This is a genomic window from Candidatus Poribacteria bacterium (assembly GCA_021295755.1).
In the GTDB taxonomy this organism is placed as follows: domain Bacteria; phylum Poribacteria; class WGA-4E; order WGA-4E; family PCPOR2b; genus PCPOR2b.
Genome location: JAGWBT010000064.1, coordinates 1 through 16105, shown reverse-complemented (window position 1 = coordinate 16105; position 16105 = coordinate 1). Strand labels below are relative to the sequence as shown.

Below are 16105 nucleotides of genomic sequence, written 5' to 3'. Positions count from 1 at the left end.
CTCAGTTCAGTGACACTTGGACCCACAGCAGATGGGAGGGTGTGTCTCTAAACACACACCCGTTCATCCAAAAATTCTAGGGGCTTGAATTTTTGGAAGGTTCGTGCTATACTGAGCATGTGCAATGTATGAATTAACTAGAAAAAACCAATCTAAGCGATATCAAGTGCAATACATACAACTAAATCATTTGAAGGGACCTGATTCAATGAAAAAATGGATTGTTCTTTTGTTACTTGTCACTGTTCTGTGTGTGTGGCAGGCGCGCGAAATATTTGCTGTGAGTTTTTTGAAGTTTGAACGGGAGTTCAGTGGGAAGGGTTCAGCGGACGGATTTTTTAGCAAGAATATTCATATCGGATTTGATGACACAGGCAACTTTTATGTCAGTGACGCAGATAACCGGCTGGTCCAGAAACTGTCACCAACAGGCGATTTTATCATGCAAATCCCGAAAGAGAAGACTGTGGACAACATACTCAGAAAGCCGGGCGACATTGCCGTCGATGGAGCTGGAAATATCTACGTCGTCGATCAGGCTGTACCCCACCATATGCCAGAGACAGTAGATCCAAAACTTTATTGGTTTGGTCCCTGTGTTTACAAGTTCAATCGAGATGGCGAACTAATGCACACCTATGTTGTCGATGTGATTGACGTCCGCCCCAAAGTAGTTCTGCCCACGCGCTTGATGATTGACGAGGAAGGCAAAACGGCATTCGCGTATCAACCGAGGAATTATGATCGGTCAGTTCGTATTGACGTAAATAGTCAAAACCAACTGTATGTGCTGGATGCGAAAAACGCAAAGGTTCACAAGTTTGGTGCGGACGGTGAGAAATTAATCGCGTTTGGCAGATACGGTGCAAGCGATGGTGAATTTGACACTGATGCCTCGGACATTGAAATTGATGCTGAAGGGAATATACTTATTGCGGACACAGGCAACCACCGTGTGGTCAAGTTTAACGCGGATGGGAAGTTTATACTGAAATTTGGGGTGAGGGGACGTAACGAGGGAGAATTTGTCAAGCCTATCGCCGTTGTCGCTTTGGCATCGGGTGAGATTCTGGTTAAAGATAAAAGCCAGTTCAAACGATTTTTGGGAAGTCCACTCGCAAATTTCTTGGATGTCGTTTCACCGTCGGGACAGGGACTCGCTGATGTTTATTCCACGGGCACAGGACTTGTCAATTCGGTCATCGATAGTACTCGCCCACGCTCCGCGTCTCTGAACCCAACTTTGCAGTCATCAGATCTTGCTATTCTACATCGGCGGATTCGTCTGCTTGAGGAAGCGGAATATCGTCGTTACCTCAACGAATATCTCGATGAAGAAGATGAGAAAGACGAAAACAAAAAAGAGGAGGCGGAAGATCTGAAGGTTAAAGAGATTCGCGAGACAATCTATCACAACGTCATTGCACGCGTACAGCGATTTGATAGGAGCGGGAGATATAGAGGGCGCGTGGTTTATGAAGTGGATAGACAGAGCGCGGAAGATCACGATCTCGCTTTCCTTACCCTAGATCCCCTCGGTCATATTTACCTCCGCGACGGGAGTGATTTGATCATTCGTCAATATTCCATTGAAGGTTTTACGATTAAACCATCGCACATGAACGCAGTTTATAATACGCGGGCAGTCAACCGTGATCATAACTTCCTCGAAGATTACGAGGATATTGATAAGGATGCAGACGTTGACGACCAATTGAATTTATTGCAGTTGAACAACTCCTTCTTTTGGACATATAACCTTTCGGAAAGCTGGAATCTGACCCTTGCGGATGTCTTTACCTATGGGGAGCAGGATGAACGCTATATAACACCCCCGAAAGAGGAGGATAGCTACGACTATGAAACCCAAGCGTTGACAAACACTGTCGTTGCAAATCTGAAATTTATCACAAACCCCAATGCCTACCACTACAAGGAATTCAATCTTTATGCTGAACGGATTGATGGTGCAACGGACCTCTACCAACAGGCACTCTTTCCAACTTTGAACCGTCAAGCTCAGGAGGGAGAAGGTGACGCGAGTTCTACAGCTTTGGGGGTGAATTGGGATGTATTCACGGATGTGAATCTGTGGTTAGAGTATACAGATTTGAATCCAGCGGACACGAGCCGTAATTTTGAGCGTCGTTATTTCGATGCTTCCGGCAATCTCTACGAAGTCTTTGCCAGCCGCAATCGGGCAAGGCAGTTCGTGGGAGAATTAACAATTAAGTTTTAGGCTCTAATCGCGACCTGATCAATTCTAATATCAAACACCGAAAAACAGATGGTAGCCCTTAAGAACGTGTAGGGGTTATACTCACACCTTCAAATCTGGATCTGTCAATCTAGACCAAGCAATGTCAAGCCTTTTCCTAGCAGTAACACAGTCCTTCCCAACCCCTGTCTCCTAGAAATTTGTTTGACTTTACCTACGAATTTTGCTACACTGAGCGCCCCACGAACAGGGCGTGTTTTTCAGTTGACCAAAAGGCGATTGAAAGCACGGGCTGGTATTGTACATATCAACTTCCACTATGACAAATGTTATAGAATCCCCCTCAAACAAAAGGAGAAAAACAATGTCTCACAAGCGCAAAAACATCGTCAAATTTTTCGCAATTTTGGGTTCAGCCGTGTTACTAGTCGCACTGACCGCAACTTGGACACTGACGGAAGAATCCAACTGGTATCCCTCCAAATGGGGAAAAGATGATCAGCGCGGCGCAGCAAACCTGCTGACAGCTACAAAGGTCTTAGAAGCTGCCAGTCTAATTAAGGAGGGAAAAGTCTACCAACTCGGTCGGGTTTACGAAGCAGGAATGCCGCTGTTTGGAACACGCCACTATAGCTTGTTGATCCCCCAAACCGGTAGCACCGATCACGCAAATAACGTTACGTGGCATGATGAGATTGTCAGCGGCGAAATTGGACAGATTGGCACTCAATTCGATGGATTGGGACACATCGGTATCGGCAATCTTTACTACAACGGAAACAATCGCCTCGACTTTGCCAAGCCCGATGGACTGAAGAAACTAGGTGTGGAGAATGTCGGTGTTTTCGTTACCCGTGGGGTGCTCATCGACGTTGCTGGGTATAAAGGCGTTGAGCATCTCGAGGGCGGCTACGAAATCACGGTTGAAGATATAGAGGGCGCGTTAAAAAAGCAGGGCGTAGAGATACGTCCGGGCGATGTGGTCATCACCCATACCGGTTGGGGTCAATTCTGGATGACGGACAATGAGCGCTATAACGGATCCGAGCCCGGCATCGGTATGGAGGCGGGCAAGTATTTGGTTGAGAAACAGATTGTTATGGCGGGTGCGGATAACTGGGCAATCGAAGTGATTCCGAACCCTGACGACTCAATTTTTGCCCCTGTTCACCAACTGTTCATTGCGAAAAATGGCATCTATAATATTGAGAATCTCATCACCGCAGAACTCGCGGCGGATAAGGTCTATGAATTCGCCTTTATCTTCTCCCCTCTGAGACTGAAAGGTGGCACTGGATCTCCGGGCAATCCGATCGCGATTCGCTGAGTCGGGTTACGACTGTTTTCTTTTCATGGCTTAAAGGGAAAAGCTACGATGAGACACTTGAACACGCTGATAATAATTTTCGGAATGTTAGCTACCCTTGTCTGTCTCACAGCGACACCTTCAAGCGGTGATTCTGAAGGATCAGAATTGAAAAAGAAAACAGATGCCTTGCTCAAAGCAGGCGATTATGAAAGTGTGTTAAAATTGGTTGAGGGGTTCATTCTGGAGTACCCGCAGAGACCGATTGGACACGCCATGTTGGTGAGAGTCCTTGCTGCAAACGGACAGACCGAATAAGCTGAGTGAAACACTCTCTGAAGAGTGGTTTCTTGAGGTAGTGCGGGGCATCCTCAACCATGATGACAGGGGTTTGGTACGATGGTATGCCGCACAAGTGTTGAGCGAGGTGAGGGATAACCGAGCAGTCCTCGCCCTGACGAACGCACTTAATGATGAGCATGAACAAGTACAAGCCGAAGCCGCTGTCGCACTAGCAAAATTGAGGGCTGGGGAACCCGTCCTGATAAAAGCCCTCAACGATGACGATAGCACGGTAAGATCTAATGCCGCTTCTACGTTAGGTCAGTTTGGGGATCACCGTGCCCTTCCTGCCCTGATAAAAGCTCTCAACGATGATAATAACACGGTACGAGATGAAGCTGCACAAGCGTTGGGTAAGTTAGGAAATAATCGTGCCGTGCCTGCTCTGATAAATGCTCTCAAAGATGACGATGGCAGAGTCAGATTGAGCGCTGCCTCTACGTTGGGCAAATTGGGAGATAAGCGTGCGATTCCTGCGCTTATCGAAACTATTGGAGATGATAATCAGGACATAGAAATAAAGTTCGAGGTAGTGAAGGCACTGTTGAAGTTAAGTCGATCTACCCACAAGTAGGGAGATGGAGTATGTCCAAAACGAAGTATCGCGTCGGAATTATCGGTTGTGGCGGCATTGGGACGCGTTATGCGACAGCGTTTCAGCAACTGCGTGACCGCGTGGAGGTTGTCGCCGCCTGCGACATCCTCGAAGAGAAGGTGAATGCACTCGTTGAGCAATTTGAGATTCCGTCGGCGTACACAGATATGCAACAGATGTTAAGCAAAGAAGCGCTTGATATCGTTGGTGTGACAACGCACAACCGGGAACATGTCGAGCCGACAATTGCAGCAGCCCAAGCAGGGGCTAAGGCAATCCTCTGCGAAAAGCCGATGGCGTTGAATATGAAGGATGCGGACCGAGTCATCGAAGCGTGCGAGCGTTCTGGAACGAAGTTAGCGATTGACCACACCATGCGGTTTGAACCAAATTGGCGTTGTGTCAAGCAGATGGTGGATGACGGTGTCATTGGGACCCTATTACATATCGAGGCTCAAAATTACGGCGATACGAGCACGCTGCTGCACAACTTCGGTGGTTCGGCGGAGATCCAGAATGGGTCATCGCAACGGTTGACCGGCGTGATGAACGCGAACGGATTATGAGTTTTTTTGGGCTCAACGATGGTGTTACCGCACTGTTCATGACCGGCGGACACTGGAATTACCGGTTGGATGGCTGTTTTATCCTTGAGGGAAGCGAAGGGAAGATAGAGGCTCGTCCCTACCGTGGTTGGCAACCGCTGATCCGGCTTTGGAAGAATGATGGGGGACTGGGTGACTTCCGCGAGGGGGAACAGATTGAGGCAATAGGCAGTGAAATTATCGGGGATTCGACAGGAGACGTACCGAGCGAAGGCGCGTGGGAGATGATCGCGTGTCTCGACGAGGATAGAGAGAGTGTTTCCAGCGGATACGATGGTCGAGTCGCTTTGGAGATGTGCCTAGCCGCCTACGAATCCGAATGGCTTGGCAGAGTTAAAGTCACGTTTCCATTGGCTCAAAAAGAATCTCCGCTTGAACTGATGCTCCAGAGTGGACAACTTCCATACATTCCTGCCAGAGAATACGGTTGGGAGTTGGGTTAAATTTTGTAAAATCTTTCCCACTGTCATCTTTTTACCTCCTCCAGCGTTTTATGCTGCGTTGAGTCCCAATTCTATTGGGGCAGCAACTATTCCATATCCGTGAAGGAGACCCTACCATGTTTTTAGTCAGGGGACAACACCTGTTCCCTCTGTTCATAGCAATTCCTCTTTTCCTACTTCTGGGGTGTGGCGAGAGCGAGCGTAACGAGAATTTCGCGCCAAGGATTTCTATCTTTGAGGCGGACTCTGATATCATTGAACCCGGCACCCCAGTCGACATCAAGTTCAAAGCTGTCGACATTGACGGCGACGAACTGTCTGTTGAATGGTATGCGACCGGTGGTACGATCCAGGGCGACGATCTCGGTGCGACTTGGACAGCTCCCGAAGAGGAACAGAAATATCTGATTAAAGTCACCGTGAGCGATGGAAGGAAGTCGACTACAAGCACCATCGATATCCGTGTGTGGCGAACCCGTCCGGGGGACTACTACCCACTTGCGATTGGCAATAAGTGGCACTATCGCGACGATCAGGGAAATCGGGTTACCTTTGAAATCGTTGACACAATCGACATTCAAGTTACCAGCGATCGGACAGTTAAAAGCTATGTCTTACAGAAATCGAGTCCTGACGAGGGGCTAGAAGGTGTCCTCAATTTCTCCTATTTGGGTCATAAAATTGAAAATGGCGTTGTCAAAGGAATTCTCCAGCATGCACAGAATGTTACCTCCGGCACGGAAGATACAATCCTTTTCTCACCCTTTTTGCCGCTCTACAATTTTCCACTAATCCCGGAAAATAAATGGCAAACAAACTTTCAGGCAAAGTTGACCCCTGAACTGTTCCCAATCGGTGGCGGTGTAGATGAGTTTGAGGTACTCTCAGAAGAAACCTTGACGGTCCCGGCGGGTACGTTTGAGAACGTATTTCAGGTACAGGAATCGTTTAAGTGGAGCATCTTCGATCATCCTCTCGACATAACGGTGGCACAGAAATGGCTTGCTCCCAATGTTGGCATCGTCAAATTCACTCAATCTCAGACCCGTGATGATGTTGTCGTTGATGTTGAGTTTGAACTAGAGTCTTTTGAATTGGTGGAGGAACAAACTCCGCATTTAGCGATTAGAAACCAATTCTTTTAAGGGTGCCAGCAGTTTCGCCGTAAGATAGGGGTTGGATCTCTCCCCAATTGCATCCGGATTCCGAACAGGCGATGTCTCACGATCATCGTGCTCGGAAATCGACTCGGCAGCTCTAACGCCTTCCCAGACTTCGCGGTGTATCTCCATGCGATAGCACTCCAAACTCCCGTAACGCCCTTGGTCGATGTACTCCAATCCACACCTCTCAAAACAGAGAAAGGCAGCATAATTATCGACACCGACTTGAAGCTCAAAAGCCTCCACGCTGAGATATTCAAATATGAAGTCAATTGCCTGTTGTATCGCCTCTGTGCCATATCCCTGATAACGACAATCAGGTCGAATAACAATAAACTCCATTGTTGCGGCTTTCTCAACCTCACCGGTGCATTTGATTAGCATAAAGCCAATTAGTTCGCCGGTTGGCAAATCGATTGAAAACGGATGCGTATCTTCATCAGCAAGCCAACGATGCCAGTTGTCAACGTAAATTTGGAAAGGCATGAATTCAGTGCACAAGCGATTACGAAGGGTAGGCTCATTTGTCCAGCCCCAAATGCGCCGCAAATCTCGCTCCTCAGTTGTCCTCAATTTTACGCTGCCGCCATAAAGCTTTTCTAGCTCGCGCAGTTGAGTCCGTAGGATCGCTAATTGATCTGTATACGAATCCGCCTGTCCTGCTGCGGTGCCAATCAGGCGCTGGTTCGGCTGATCAATGAACTCAGACTGCTTCAGTCGATTCTGAAAATAGGTGAGTCTCTGCTCATTTTTTTCAATAATTCGTCTCAATTTGTCAATCACTTGGCGTCCACTATCGCTTCGCACGTTTATGCCTCCTCTCATACCGTTTTTTCTCTTTCTTCGGTCCTTCCCGCTCAAATCTTCCTGCACTAAATCCCGATATACGCAAGTAGCTATCGTACCGCAGCTCACTAATCTCTCCACCCTCGACAGCGGTTTTAACCGCACAGCCCGGTTCATGTTGATGGGTGCACGCTGCAAATTTGCATTCGGGAATGTAGGGACGCATTTCGGGGAAATAGATGTCTAAGCCCTGCTCATCATCAATCTCAAACAGGCCGAGTGTACGTATGCCCGGTGTGTCTGCCACGAATCCACCAAAATGGAGTGGCAAAAGAGAAACCGCCGTTGTGGTGTGCTGTCCCTTGTGCATCCGTTCATCAACATCGCCGACGCGTAGCTGTAAGCCCGGTTGAATTTCGTTGAGTAGTGATGATTTGCCAACGCCAGACGATCCGACGATAGCGGAAATCCGATCTTTCATCACTGTACGCATCTCGTCAATTCCAGCACCCGTTACGATACTGGTGTAGATCACACTATAACCAATTCCCTCGTACAGTGCCATTTGTGCTTTTAGCTTTTCGAGTTGGACCAAGTCAATCTTGTTAATACAGATCACGGGCAACATCCCCGATGCTTCCGCTGTCACGAGAAATCGATCCAGCATGCGTAGTTTGAGTTGCGGGTTTCGTGCTGCAAAGATGACTAGCAGCAGATCGAGGTTGGCTACAATGACCTGCGGCAGTTTGTTTACGCGCGTACGGCCAAATTGGGTTTCACGTGGAAGAATTTCCTCAATATAACCTGTATCCGCTTTCGACACTGACCGAGAGATTTGCACCCGATCGCCGACAGAAACAAGATCCACGTAGGGTAACTCTTTCGTTTCTGCACGCTCCCGCCTATCCGCTTCAATAATATGATGTCGCAATGAGCAGGGGCAGAGTTGTCCCGCGATTTGGACATCATAAACTCCACCGTGCGCTTTGATAACGATTCCTTCATCCATAAAATAGAACCTCACAAGGTTAAATGAAAAAAGCCCGCAAGGGAACTCATCCTTACGGGCTTTTCGACATTACACCAAACGAGATTTAAGTAGCCGTTCCCACCGATCCAAAACGTAGATGGGCAGAGTCAAGACAAGTTCCTTGATTATCCAATGTATTATTTCTATCGCAGTTAATTCGTTTAAGCATTTCTTGCATGACTTCACACCACCTTTCAATATAATTTGATTACGTCGCTATCTATACCTAACGCCTATTTCTAATCGAGGTTGCAATTCCGTTTATTTTAGCATATTTAAACCCTACACTCAAGCAAAACTTCAGTCAATTTTCAGATTTTTAGATCTACTAACAACAGAGATTGATGCTGACTATCAATTTTTATGCCAACTAGTCCCAATTCCCCTTTGCAACCATGAATTCCCTTGTCATTGCAGGTCGAATTTGCTATAATAGGGGTCAGGTATGTGGCGCACTCTGAAAGATTACTGTTACGTATTTACGGCAAAATATATAGGTCAGTGCATTGCTCGGCTGCCTCGTAAACTCGCTTTATTCATAGGCGTTTATCTTGCTACAGTTGTTTTTTTGTTCTCCCATCGCGAAAAAGCTAAGGCGTGCAAGCATGTGGCGCAGAGCCTTGGTATCGGTCAGCCGATGGTAGGCAGGATGGTTCGACGCTCCTTCCAGAACATCGGTAAGAATTTGATGGAATTTATGCAGCTGCCTTGCATGTCCCCTGAGACTCTCCATCAACTTGTTACCCTCGAGGGCAGAGAACATATTGATAAAGCACTAGTTCAAGGCAGAGGCGCAATCATCCTGACGGCTCACTTTGGCAATTGGGAACTTCTTGGTGCCAGCATCCTTGCACATGGCTATACAATCCGTGGGATTACCCGTGAGCTGCGATCCAAACGTTTAGACGCCATTGTTAGCAGCTATCGAGAAAAAGTTGGATGGCAAGGCATAGACCGAGATCGATCGGTTCGTGAAGTATTACGCTGTCTCAATCGGAATGAACTAATCGCGATTCTTGCAGACGTGGACACCCGTACTCGAGGAATCTTCGTTGACTTTTTCGGTCAGCCTGCTTACACACCTTATAGTCCAGTAGCCTTCGCGCTCAAGACCGGCGCTGCGATTTTGCCAACTTTTATTGTCCGCCAACCGGACAATTCACATCGTGCTATTATCGAAGCACCATTGACTTTGCAACAGAGTGGAGAGAAAGAAACAGACCTCTTGGTCAACACGCAGCAGTTCACCAAAGTCATTGAATCTTATATTCGACGCTACCCGGAACAGTGGATTTGGATGCATGAACGCTGGAAAACACAACCTGAATAACCGACACTTATATATCGCATTTCAAGTCTTCTTCCTTTTGGTAGCTTTCAGCCTATTCACTTTCGGCTGTGATAAAGCAGACGAAGAACCGACAGAACCGGTTCAAGAAACGCCTCAACAGATACTGTCTACCTTTTCAACCCAACACGCAGATGGGGGCATCACACGGTGGACGCTTGTTGCTGAGAAGGCAACATTCCTGAAAGAGATTGTGGAAATGGAAAAGCCAAAAGTCCAGATCTTTGAGGAGGGCAAGTGGGCAATAACAATAACAGGCGATCGTGGCGAGCTTATCGAGTCAAGCAATGATATTCACTTTTTTGAGAACGTTGTTGGAAAGAGCCTAGATGGGCGACTCTACACGGATGAACTTCACTGGCGAAACAGTGATGGCAAGTTGTTTGCGCCGAATATATCCACAATTGTACGGGGTGATTCGACAATGGTCGGTCAAGAACTAGAAGGCGATCCGACACTTGAAGTGGTTATAATGAAGAACGTTCAATCTAAAATTTATCCAAAGGATGAGAAATTTGATGCAACTGAGAATTAATTCTGTAACAGTTCCAAAACCTACCGTGGCTTTACTTTGGGCGGTTGGGTTGCTCCTTACTGTTTTTTTATTTAGCAACCCCGCGTACCCGGCCGATGAACAAGAGGCAGCTCCACCGGAACAGGAAGAAATAAGCGATGAAATGGCTTCAGAGGGGGATGTGATCGATGTTAAACACGCAGATCGTTTCGAGCAACGTGAAAAAGAAGGAGTGACAATTTTTACTGGTAACGTTCAAATTGAAAGACCCGACGGCTTCTTGAATGCCGACAAAGTGACCATTTATGAAAACGTCGACACGAATGAAACTGTCAGAACCGTGGCGGAAGGCAACGTCGAACTTCGGGATGGGGATACCTTTGTCACTTGTGCCCACGCAATCTTGAACCACCTCACGGATATTATAGACTTTAGCGAAAACGTCATTGTCCTTCAAAATGAGGATCGGTTGGAAGCGGATACTTTCACATATAACCGTCGCACAGGCGAACGCTCCGGAGAGGGCAATATAAAGGTTCGGATCCGTGTGAAGTCTCAAAAGGAACCTGAGGCTGAGTCACAAGAAGAAACAGAGTCACAAGAAGAAGAGGAGGTAGAAAGCAGTGGCGGTCCTTCAAACCCATGAACTTGTTAAAAGTTATACAAGACGTGGCCCCATTGTTGTTAACCGGGTCAGCCTTGAAGTTGAGACAGGGGAAATTGTCGGTTTGCTGGGGCCGAACGGTGCGGGCAAGTCAACGACATTTTATATGGTTGTTGGACTGATTCGTCCTAATGTAGGGCAGATTATCTATGATGGCGAGGATATCACATTTCTGCCGATGTATAAGCGCGCACGACGGGGCATCGGTTATCTCGCCCAAGAGACCTCTATCTTTCGGAAACTGACGGTCAGACAAAACATCGAAGCCATCTTAGAGGTGCGTGATATTCCCAAAAGGGAACGTGGGGAACACAGTGAACAACTGATGGAAGAACTTGGCATTTTTGAGCTAGCAGATCGGAAGGCATATACCCTTTCGGGTGGGGAATGTCGTCGTGCTGAAATCGCGAGAGCCTTGGCAGCGTCTCCGTCTTTTATTTTGTTGGATGAACCATTTTCAGGAATAGATCCAATTGCGGTTCAAGATATTAAACAGCTCATCTTACACTTACGCGATAGAGATCTTGGCATCCTAATCACAGACCACAATGCGTCGGAAATGTTAGGCATCGTTGACCGCGCTTACTTAATTACCGACGGAAAAATCACGTTAAGCGGCACCCCGGAGGCACTTGTCGAGAGTGAGATCGCTAGGGAGCAGTACTTAGGGCATAATTTTGAACTGCGCCGATCTCAGCAGATATAACGCAATCATTTGAGGAGATCAGGTCATGAACGTTGGAATGAGACAAACCGCGAGCTTACAGCACCGACTGGTCATGACGCCCAAGCTACAGCAAGCGATTCAGGTACTTCTGATGTCACGGCTGGATCTGACGCAGCATTTGAGTCAGCAATTGGAGCAAAATCCGCTCTTAGAGGAGATATTGGACGAGGATGAACTTGAGGCAATTATCGACCTAGAAGCACTCGATCCAGATACCCAATGGAATGAACCTGGAGAGATTATCGATCGCGAGGATAAAGAACCAGACTTTGACTGGAAGGACTTTCTGGATGACTCCTTCCACCGGGGTGAAAGCGGAGAGTTTGAGCATTGGGAAAACAACGATGACCAGCGTCCCTCCGATATTGCTAGTTTCCAGTCGCTACACGATTTTCTGATGGAACAACTCAGTGTCGCACCTTTTTCGGACATGGATCGGAAAATTGGTGAGCAAATTATCGGTAATCTTGATGATAACGGTCAGTTGCGGACTGGTCCTCTATTCGATATCGACCCATTGTTCCAAAATGACTTAGATAATGAGGTACTCCCAGAATTCCTGCGAAACGTAATTGAAAAAGGGCTACGTAAGGACTTTGAAAACGACGACATTTCGCTTTCTCAAGATGCAACTGTTACTGTGAAATCGGAAGATAGGTGCTGGCTGATAACCGATGCGGCGGGTGGACAGACCTATACAGTCAACAGGGAAGATGGTCAACTCAACGTTTACAACATCACCCTCGAAGATATCGCAGCCGCCGTCGGTTGCGACGTGGATGAGGTAGAGGCTGTTTTGCACTTTATTCACAACAACTTTGAGCCCATCGGAATCGCTTATCGAACCATTCCGGAAACCCTTCTTACACAGATGAGAGCTGCACAAATTGAGAATCCACTCGCAGAAATGGTCGTCAAGCACCACTGGGCTGATTTAACGGATAATCATCTCCAGCGCATCGCCCAAGGACTTGGGGCACAAATCAGTAAAATTGTAGAAGTGCGGGAACTAATTGGTTCCTTGGATCCCTATCCGGGGCGTCACTTCTCTGATCCCAGAGATCCAAGGGCACCTGAAACGATCATTCCTGACGTTACAATTGAAAAAATTGACGGGGAATACCGAGTTATCACCAACGACGATGGTATGCCTCGACTCCGTTTGAATCCCATCTACGTCGATTGGATGATGAACGGAAATAAAAACTTAGATCCCAAAACGAAGGAGTGGCTAGAGGTTCGCAGAACTCAGGCAAGGGATTTGTTACAAAGTATTGTGCAACGTCGCCAAACGATTGCAAGGGTAACGGAAGCGATTTTTGAGGTGCAGGCGGATTTCTTGGAGCAAGGCGTTGAGGGGCTTAAACCGCTGGTATTAAAGCAGATAGCAGATATGGCGGGGGTCCATGAATCAACAGTCAGCCGGGTCACGTCGAATAAGTACGTCGAAACACCTCAAGGTATCTACAGGCTGAAATACTTTTTCAGCGGTGAACTCCCCACGGATTCCGGATCAAATGTCGCTGCAACCACAGTTAAAGAGAAGATTAAAGATATGATTGAAAATGAGGACGCAGCGAAACCGTTGAGTGATAAGGCAATCTCTGATGCATTGGAAGCGCAAGGGATCCATACGGCAAGACGAACTGTTGCCAAATACCGCGAGGAGCTTAATATTTTACCATCTCCTAAAAGGAAACGGAAATGGTAGGGTAATTAACGATTTGCTGATTTGTAATGAAACGGCAGTCGCCAATGCAGCATTAATTCAAAGAAGGGAGTCTAAGGTATGCAAATCCATCTTACGAGCCGTCATCTTGAAATTACAGATGATATTAAAACTTACATTGCAAAGCGTACTAAGAAGATTGAAACGATTTTTAGCCCTGTTATCGATTTTCAGGTAGTTCTGGAGGTGGAGAAAAACCGTTACCGAACGGAAATTACGCTTGCAACACGTAAAGCAACCTTCCATGCCCAAGGTGAAACGCACGATGTTTTCTCATCGCTAGACGATGTAATAGACAAAATTGAGACACAGATCCGCCGCCATAAAGAGAGAATTAAGGATCGGCGACAGCGTTTGCCTCGACGTGAGGTCGCAATGCAGTTAAGTGGTAATGGAAACAGTACGCTGGCAGAATCCGATACGGATGATTCATCAAATATGCCCGACCCTCACTTCAGGGCTCCCGAAAAATTCGCTTCTAAGCCGATGAGCGTAAGGGAAGCGGTGATGCAGCTTCGGACTTCTGGAGATACCTTGTTGCTTTTCTTGAACGCACAGACGGAACAGGTCAACGTTGTATACGAAGATGATAACGGTGAATATGGATGGGTCGAACCTCAATTTGCCTAGAGGTGTTCAGGGGAGGTGTTTCACTGAACGACAGTTCAAGTCCCACCAATTCACATATGCTTGGTCCGATTCTCCTCCGAGCGTATCTATTGGGCGATTCCTCACTACTCCCTCTTAAGTCACCACACTGATTAGATTAGATTAATCCACCAAAGGAATAGTCGAATGCTAGACCATATAATGACGGTGCGTCAGCTAATCAAATATGCCGGTTACGAGCTACAATTTGAGGTTACGGCTGGACATGATGGACTAGATCGTGCGCTCAAAACAGCGGAGTCGAACCGCCCAGGACTTGTGCTGTGTGGGCATTACGACCACTTCGGACATGAACGGGTTCAAATTTTGGGAAAGGGTGAAATTTCATATCTAGAAAGCCTCCCTTCTTCGGAGCGAACGGAAGTTTTACAGAAATTCTTCTCGTATGCTCTTCCGTGCGTGGTTGTTACAGGTGGCTTGCCAGTCCCGTCAGAACTTGTCGCTATCGGCAATCAGACAAATATACCAATCTTGACTACCCGACTATCATCTGCCATCTTTACAACTAGGCTGCTGCTGTTCCTCGAAGATGAATTTGGTCCCTCGGAGTACATTCACGGGAGCTTGGTTGATGTGTTTGGGGTTGGTGTTTTAATCCTCGGCGAAAGTGGAATTGGCAAAAGCGAATGTGCTTTGGAACTCTTGCAGAGGGGACATCGCCTCATTGCAGACGATACCGTTCTTTTGAAGCGTGTATCCGGACACCGTGTTTTCGGGATGCGTATCCAACCGGTGAAGCATTATATGGAGGTCCGAGGGTTAGGAATTGTCGATGTGGTCGGACTCTTTGGGGTCACCGCGGTGGGTGATCGCACACAGGTTGAGTTAGTCGTAACACTGGAACATTGGGACGAAAACAAAGTGTACAACCGAACCGGACTTGATGAGGAAGCCTACAGTTTCCACAATGAACGGATACCATACCTTGTCATTCCTGTGGCACCCGGTCGAAATATCTCAAACCTGATCGAAGCTGCAGCAATGAACCTCTGGGGACAAAAGTTGGGATTCCACGCAGCAAAAGAACTCAATGAAACCCTCATTGCGGAAATGGCAGAGCAGAACGACGAAGTTGCGCTCGACGAATGGCAGCACACAACGCTTCATCGCGAAATTTTGGGACCAACAAAGTCAAAGGTAATTTGACAGGCCCATCAGCCAATAAGGAAGAAAATTATGATTGAACAATTGGTGACAATCCGCAACGCGCTCGGTTTGCATGCTCGTCCCGCCGGCGTATTGTCTCAAGCGGCGAATCAATTCTCTTCCAACATCTATATCCAAAAAGGGCTGATGAAGGTGAATGCAAAAAGTACCATGGGGATCATGATGTTAGCAGCAAGTCGTGGCACTGAACTTACGATTCGGGCAGAAGGCCCTGACGAGGAAGAAGCTGTTCAAGCCCTATCAAAATTGGTTGAGAGCGGCTTCGATGAGACAGACTGAAATGTCTCCAACGGCGTCGCATTCCAACAGAGCCAATGCAAATTAGGAGCGTATGAGATGACACCGGAAGAGAGATACCTATTTGACCTACACGGATACTTGGTACTGCGCGGGACACTGTCCCCTGATCTGTGTCAACGACTCAACGAAACGATAGATGACCTTGAAACACTTGATGATAATCAGACAGCAGCCCTAGGCGCTGAACGGAAATATCGTGCATCGGACAATGTTTACGCTCAGACGGGTATCCCGTCAGAAAGCGGCTTGGGAGATTACGACTGTGAGGTGCTCCGTTATGGTGGTCCCTTCGAGGAGCTCATTGACCTGCCTCAGACACTTCACTATATTGAGGAGATGATTGGTGAACCCAGCCGGCTCGATGCAGCCAGCTTTATGTCACGGAACAGTGGAGGAGCGTTTCGGTTCCATCACGGTTATGCGGAGTTACTACCCTATAGCGAGTATGCCTTCCGAGATGGAGCGTTCAAGTGCGTGAGCGTGAAAATTGGGTATGCGT

Annotated in this window: 18 protein-coding genes; 16 read left to right on the top strand and 2 right to left on the bottom strand. The window is 47.4% G+C overall.

All coding sequences use genetic code 11. The annotated features are described in order from the left end of the window. Window positions 1–208 precede the first annotated feature (208 nt). The 7 genes from J4G02_10895 (at window position 209) to J4G02_10865 (ending at window position 6654) form a co-directional block, all read left to right on the top strand. Complete coding sequence (locus J4G02_10895; protein ID MCE2395082.1) at window positions 209–2239, top strand: hypothetical protein; 2031 nt, start codon at window positions 209–211, stop codon at window positions 2237–2239. 343 nt (window positions 2240–2582) lie between these two features. Continuing rightward, the gene (locus tag J4G02_10890) at window positions 2583–3545 is read left to right on the top strand and encodes a cyclase family protein (GenBank protein MCE2395081.1); all 963 of its coding nucleotides are present in this window, start codon (window positions 2583–2585) and stop codon (window positions 3543–3545) included. A gap of 48 nt (window positions 3546–3593) precedes the next feature. Next, window positions 3594–3842 carry a hypothetical protein gene (locus tag J4G02_10885; protein ID MCE2395080.1) on the top strand — a complete coding sequence of 83 codons (249 nt, stop codon included), beginning with the start codon at window positions 3594–3596 and terminating at the stop codon, window positions 3840–3842. Beyond that, complete coding sequence (locus J4G02_10880; protein MCE2395079.1) at window positions 3817–4440, top strand: HEAT repeat domain-containing protein; 624 nt, start codon at window positions 3817–3819, stop codon at window positions 4438–4440. The genes J4G02_10885 and J4G02_10880 overlap by 26 nt, the downstream gene beginning before the upstream one ends. Before the next feature lie 11 nt (window positions 4441–4451). Then, window positions 4452–5027 (top strand): Gfo/Idh/MocA family oxidoreductase, encoded by a 576-nt coding sequence (locus tag J4G02_10875; protein ID MCE2395078.1) that lies wholly within the window; start codon window positions 4452–4454, stop codon window positions 5025–5027. Beyond that, on the top strand, window positions 5024–5509 hold the full coding sequence (locus J4G02_10870; protein ID MCE2395077.1) for a hypothetical protein: 486 nt from the start codon (window positions 5024–5026) through the stop codon (window positions 5507–5509). Before J4G02_10875 ends, J4G02_10870 begins: the two co-directional genes overlap by 4 nt. Window positions 5510–5625: 116 nt before the next feature. Further along, window positions 5626–6654 carry a hypothetical protein gene (locus J4G02_10865; GenBank protein ID MCE2395076.1) on the top strand — a complete coding sequence of 343 codons (1029 nt, stop codon included), beginning with the start codon at window positions 5626–5628 and terminating at the stop codon, window positions 6652–6654. Here J4G02_10865 and J4G02_10860 read toward each other — a convergent pair. Together J4G02_10860 and rsgA are read right to left on the bottom strand one after the other, a co-directional pair. Next, window positions 6628–7479 carry a GNAT family N-acetyltransferase gene (locus J4G02_10860; protein ID MCE2395075.1) on the bottom strand — a complete coding sequence of 284 codons (852 nt, stop codon included), beginning with the start codon at window positions 7477–7479 and terminating at the stop codon, window positions 6628–6630. The genes J4G02_10865 and J4G02_10860 overlap by 27 nt on opposite strands. Then, window positions 7466–8467, bottom strand: coding sequence for a ribosome small subunit-dependent GTPase A (gene rsgA / locus J4G02_10855; GenBank protein MCE2395074.1), 1002 nt, complete (start codon window positions 8465–8467; stop codon window positions 7466–7468). The genes J4G02_10860 and rsgA overlap by 14 nt, the downstream gene beginning before the upstream one ends. Window positions 8468–8933: 466 nt before the next feature. Between rsgA and J4G02_10850 the strand changes: the two genes are divergently transcribed. The 9 genes from J4G02_10850 to J4G02_10810 all read left to right on the top strand — a co-directional run. Further along, window positions 8934–9818 (top strand): lysophospholipid acyltransferase family protein, encoded by an 885-nt coding sequence (locus tag J4G02_10850; GenBank protein ID MCE2395073.1) that lies wholly within the window; start codon window positions 8934–8936, stop codon window positions 9816–9818. Further along, window positions 9790–10371 (top strand): LPS export ABC transporter periplasmic protein LptC, encoded by a 582-nt coding sequence (gene lptC / locus J4G02_10845; GenBank protein MCE2395072.1) that lies wholly within the window; start codon window positions 9790–9792, stop codon window positions 10369–10371. Before J4G02_10850 ends, lptC begins: the two co-directional genes overlap by 29 nt. Further along, complete coding sequence (locus tag J4G02_10840) at window positions 10355–10996, top strand: hypothetical protein (protein MCE2395071.1); 642 nt, start codon at window positions 10355–10357, stop codon at window positions 10994–10996. The genes lptC and J4G02_10840 overlap by 17 nt, the downstream gene beginning before the upstream one ends. Beyond that, the gene (lptB, locus tag J4G02_10835) at window positions 10974–11720 is read left to right on the top strand and encodes an LPS export ABC transporter ATP-binding protein (GenBank protein MCE2395070.1); all 747 of its coding nucleotides are present in this window, start codon (window positions 10974–10976) and stop codon (window positions 11718–11720) included. Before J4G02_10840 ends, lptB begins: the two co-directional genes overlap by 23 nt. Window positions 11721–11745: 25 nt before the next feature. Beyond that, window positions 11746–13452, top strand: coding sequence for an RNA polymerase factor sigma-54 (gene rpoN / locus J4G02_10830; protein ID MCE2395069.1), 1707 nt, complete (start codon window positions 11746–11748; stop codon window positions 13450–13452). 78 nt (window positions 13453–13530) lie between these two features. Beyond that, on the top strand, window positions 13531–14100 hold the full coding sequence (gene raiA, locus J4G02_10825; protein ID MCE2395068.1) for a ribosome-associated translation inhibitor RaiA: 570 nt from the start codon (window positions 13531–13533) through the stop codon (window positions 14098–14100). A 165-nt stretch (window positions 14101–14265) separates the two neighbouring features. After that, complete coding sequence (gene hprK, locus J4G02_10820) at window positions 14266–15285, top strand: HPr(Ser) kinase/phosphatase (protein ID MCE2395067.1); 1020 nt, start codon at window positions 14266–14268, stop codon at window positions 15283–15285. A 30-nt stretch (window positions 15286–15315) separates the two neighbouring features. Next, complete coding sequence (locus J4G02_10815; protein ID MCE2395066.1) at window positions 15316–15585, top strand: HPr family phosphocarrier protein; 270 nt, start codon at window positions 15316–15318, stop codon at window positions 15583–15585. A gap of 57 nt (window positions 15586–15642) precedes the next feature. Then, window positions 15643–16105 (top strand): hypothetical protein (locus tag J4G02_10810; GenBank protein MCE2395065.1); only part of this gene is annotated, 463 nt, incomplete at its 3' end.

Coding starts and splice junctions, on each gene's coding strand:
- rsgA (MCE2395074.1), bottom strand. CDS start 8,467: ATGGATGAAGGAATCGTTATCAAAGCGCACGGTGGAGTTTATGATGTC.
- J4G02_10815 (MCE2395066.1), top strand. CDS start 15,316: ATGATTGAACAATTGGTGACAATCCGCAACGCGCTCGGTTTGCATGCT.
- raiA (MCE2395068.1), top strand. CDS start 13,531: ATGCAAATCCATCTTACGAGCCGTCATCTTGAAATTACAGATGATATT.
- lptC (MCE2395072.1), top strand. CDS start 9,790: ATGAACGCTGGAAAACACAACCTGAATAACCGACACTTATATATCGCA.
- J4G02_10890 (MCE2395081.1), top strand. CDS start 2,583: ATGTCTCACAAGCGCAAAAACATCGTCAAATTTTTCGCAATTTTGGGT.
- hprK (MCE2395067.1), top strand. CDS start 14,266: ATGCTAGACCATATAATGACGGTGCGTCAGCTAATCAAATATGCCGGT.
- J4G02_10865 (MCE2395076.1), top strand. CDS start 5,626: ATGTTTTTAGTCAGGGGACAACACCTGTTCCCTCTGTTCATAGCAATT.
- J4G02_10870 (MCE2395077.1), top strand. CDS start 5,024: ATGAGTTTTTTTGGGCTCAACGATGGTGTTACCGCACTGTTCATGACC.
- rpoN (MCE2395069.1), top strand. CDS start 11,746: ATGAACGTTGGAATGAGACAAACCGCGAGCTTACAGCACCGACTGGTC.
- J4G02_10875 (MCE2395078.1), top strand. CDS start 4,452: ATGTCCAAAACGAAGTATCGCGTCGGAATTATCGGTTGTGGCGGCATT.
- J4G02_10840 (MCE2395071.1), top strand. CDS start 10,355: ATGCAACTGAGAATTAATTCTGTAACAGTTCCAAAACCTACCGTGGCT.
- J4G02_10885 (MCE2395080.1), top strand. CDS start 3,594: ATGAGACACTTGAACACGCTGATAATAATTTTCGGAATGTTAGCTACC.
- J4G02_10850 (MCE2395073.1), top strand. CDS start 8,934: ATGTGGCGCACTCTGAAAGATTACTGTTACGTATTTACGGCAAAATAT.
- J4G02_10895 (MCE2395082.1), top strand. CDS start 209: ATGAAAAAATGGATTGTTCTTTTGTTACTTGTCACTGTTCTGTGTGTG.